Below are 3,934 nucleotides of genomic sequence, written 5' to 3' on the forward strand. Positions count from 1 at the left end.
GAAAAGAACTACGGAGGCAAAGGCGATGACCATGTAAGAACTCTGGCTTTAACTTCCACAGGCTATCTCATCGGAGGCGAATCCAGGTCGGAAAGATCAGGCAATAAAACCGTAGGTTTAGAAGAAGGCACCGACCTCTGGCTCATTTCACTCGATGAAAGAGGCGAAGAGATCTGGCAGAAGTCGTATAACTTTAAGAACCGGGATGTGTTGATGGGGATGAATGTGATCACGAAGAACAAAGAAGAAAGAGCAAAGAATAAAGACATCACCACAGGGATTTTACTCGGTGGTTATACCCAGGCGGAAGGCAGGATGGAGACGGATGATGAGACGTTCTGGATGCTGTATGTGGACCAGAACGGCAATGAGCAGTGGAGAAAGCATGTAAAGGGAGAATCCAGGAAGAGAGAAGAAAGATTATCCGATATTAAGCTGAACCGTGACGGCTCGATTATCCTAGCCGGAACGAGTGCTGAGGAGCTCGGAAAGGAGAACTGGAAGATCGTAAAGCTTGGAGACAGTCAGATTGACCAGCTGATCGAGAAACAGGATATCAAGATCTACCCGAACCCGGTGAGTGAGTATGCGTATGTGGAGATTGGGTTTGATTTCAAGGAAGCTGAAATAACCTTGTATGATATGGGCGGAAGACAGCTGCAGAGCATTAAAACCAAGAATAAGGTGACGAAGATCAATACTCAGAACCTGGTTCAGGGAGCGTATCTGATCACTATTAAAACGAATGATAACAAAACAGCCAGTGCTAAACTGATTAAGAAATAATCATAATGAAAAAAATAATATTTATAATATTAACGATGACAGCCTGGTATTCAATGAATGCTCAGAACGAGCATAAAATAAGAATACCGAGCATTGTAAGCCCACAGGCTTATCAAATGCTGAAATATACCGAGACTCCTGTTTCTTATGCTTCCGGTGTACCTCAGATATCAATTCCTATTTACAGCTATACAAAAGATGATTTAAATTTGAATTTAAATCTCTCTTACCATGCCAAAGGTATAAAAGTTAATGAAATCGCCACATCATTCGGATTAGGCTGGAACTTAAATGGACTGGGTGAGATTACAAGGAATGTGAGAGGACTAAAAGATGAAAACGAACCTAACGGCTACATATACACCGATAAAAAAGCCTCAATGGCAACAAATACTTCCTTACAAAGTTCAATGAGCGGAGCAGGCGGAACATCTGTTATTGATTATGAGCCGGACTTATATAATATTTCGCTTCCTAACGGAAAAAGTGTTCAGTTTATGTTTGCTCAGGATAAGCCGAATAATCAGAATAATATTATTACCTATCCTTTGTCAGATATTAAAATCATTTCTCCATATGGACAGAGCGTGAATTATTGGCAGGTAATTGATACGGATGGAACAATCTACTATTTCGGTGAGAACGATGCATATGACAGGAGCCGTACGAAATCTTACAGTTATGATCCTGAAAATGGTTCTCTTCCCGCAGAAGATATACAGGTTTACGATTATGCTATTACGTCATGGAAACTCACCAAAATTAAAACAGTCAATAACAATTATATTTATTTTAATTATCGGGATGAAAATTACAATCAGGGAAATCATTGTTATAACAATACCATGACGTCTAACCTGCAATTGGTAAACAGTCTCAAAGCAGCATACAGCACTTCTTATAGCCTAACCGGGACAATAGGAAAAAATAGTGTTATCGACAATATTATTTCTGATCATGTTAAAATTGTTTTTTCAAAAGGAGGTCTTAGAAGCGACTTAAAATACAGCAATCTGATTAACTCGGTCGACATATATTCCTACAACGTTTTACAAAACCAAGTAAAATTTAATTTTTCCTATTTTAATTCAACGGATAATTATGTGGCAATGCTCTATGGTTGCGGACAGGGACTTGATATGAACGAACTGTCAAAAAGGTTAAAACTTGACAATGTCATTTATAATGACAAAAACCTTACAAAGGTTAACAGCTATACTTTGGAATATAATACAGCTGTTAATCTCCCAAATCGAAACTCTTATGCTCAGGATTATTGGGGGTATTATAACGGACAGCATAACGGAAACCTGATTCCCAATATGGTAATTGATCCCAAGTATCTTGATCAGTATGGAATTCAGGTCACTCATCACAGGAATGTCGGGGCAAACAGAATTATCAACCCTGATTTTACACAGGCAAATATCCTGAAAAAAATTACCTATCCTACCGGTGGATATTCTATTTATAATTTTGAGAATAACAAAACTTCCTATAAAAAGGACAGTCTTGATTTATCCATTATGGACGCCTCAGATAAAACTACAGTAATAGGTTCTGCATTAGATTATGAGACCACCTCTCAAAATGCAACCTATTATATTTTTAAGAAAAAACTGACGTTGCCTCAATCCTTTATGAAAAATTGGGGAATCGATTATATTTCCAAAGCAGGAAACTGTCAGCCTATAGATCAAAATGGACAAGGAAATATTGATTGTTCGAGATTTAATATTTTAAATTTAGATACGAACACCTATGTATTTTCGGTTGACAGAACTTTAGGCATTGATAATTATACCTTCGATTTACTTCCGGGCAATTATGAAATCCATATCAAGGTTAAAAAGCAGGAATATAATTACTACATAAATAATGGCCTGCCCATTCCCGACTGGTCTGTTGAAATGAACTATCTATCCAAGAAAGATCCTGATAATTATTATTTCGGGGGACTAAGAGTAAAGGAAATACTAACGTATGATGAAAATAATACGCTTACGTTAAAAAAAACATATTCATACACACGACCTGACAAACCCAGTTTGTCATCAGGTTATTTTTACTCCTATCCAAATCATCTCGAAATAAAAAATGCTAAATATGCAGCATATAAAGGTGCTACCGGCAATCCTCCTTGCGGAATTTTATCTTTATTAGATGGCTATGCTTTAAACTTTTCTTCTTCGAGTTATTTTCCATTGGTCGACCTGGGAAATTATATCACTTATAGCCATGTAGAAGAAAATGAAGTGAATCCTCAAACCAACCAAATAATAACCCATCAATATAAATATAATTTTGTTGAGCCTCATTTCAATTTTCCAAGTGAACCACAGTCAAGACAGTGGGAATCCGGTAATTTATTGGGCTATAATGCTGTAAATACGGCAAAGTCATACTTATATGACTATCACGCAGTCAGCAAGTCTGTAAAAGGAATTGATACCAGCAGTCTCAATTTTTACACAAAAATGGTTCCAACATCAAATTGTACAATAGAACTTGCATTGGTAGACTCGAAAAGCACAAATACCGTAGGCGGGAGCTATGAGCTATTTACTAACTATCACTTCATGCAAAAGGAAGAAATTACACAGGATAATGTGACAGTGAAAAGCGATTTTTTTTATAACAATCCTGGCCATTATCAACTGACAAAGAAGATAACGACTTCTCCTGATAAAAGTATCACCGAGACGTACTATAAGTACGCCCACGAGAAAAGCAATCAAAAACTAATTGCAGCTAACATGATCGGTATTCCTTTAGAAACAAGCACAGTCAAAAAACAAAGCGTTAGTGATCCTGGGAAAACAGTTTCTAAGACTGAAGTGGTATATCCGGACCAGAACAATTATCCTACAGCCCAGTCCGGCAGCCTGCTGCTTCCGTTGTCTGTAAAATCATCGGACCAGCTTACGGGAGTAATGTCTACGGATGTTACTTACGATAAGTATGATAGTTTCGGTAACCTGCAGCAGTATACGACCAAGGATGGTATTCCGGTTACGATAGTCTGGGGCTATAACAATACCCAGCCTATAGCCAAGATCGAAGGGATGACGTATGACCAGCTGACTTCCCTGGCCTCTCCGACAGCTATGATCACCGCTTCCGATAACGATGCGGCAGACCCTACCAA

2 protein-coding genes are annotated in these 3,934 nt (G+C 38.1%); both read left to right on the forward strand.

Annotated elements, in window-relative coordinates:
* Positions 1-786: T9SS type A sorting domain-containing protein (locus MKJ01_RS18650; protein ID WP_241615757.1), on the forward strand; the 786-nt coding region annotated here is incomplete at its 5' end.
* Between the two features lie 5 nt (positions 787-791).
* Positions 792-3,934: hypothetical protein (locus MKJ01_RS18655; RefSeq protein WP_241615756.1), on the forward strand; the 3,143-nt coding region annotated here is incomplete at its 3' end.

Source organism: Chryseobacterium sp. SSA4.19 (genome assembly GCF_022601875.1).
Taxonomy (GTDB): domain Bacteria; phylum Bacteroidota; class Bacteroidia; order Flavobacteriales; family Weeksellaceae; genus Chryseobacterium.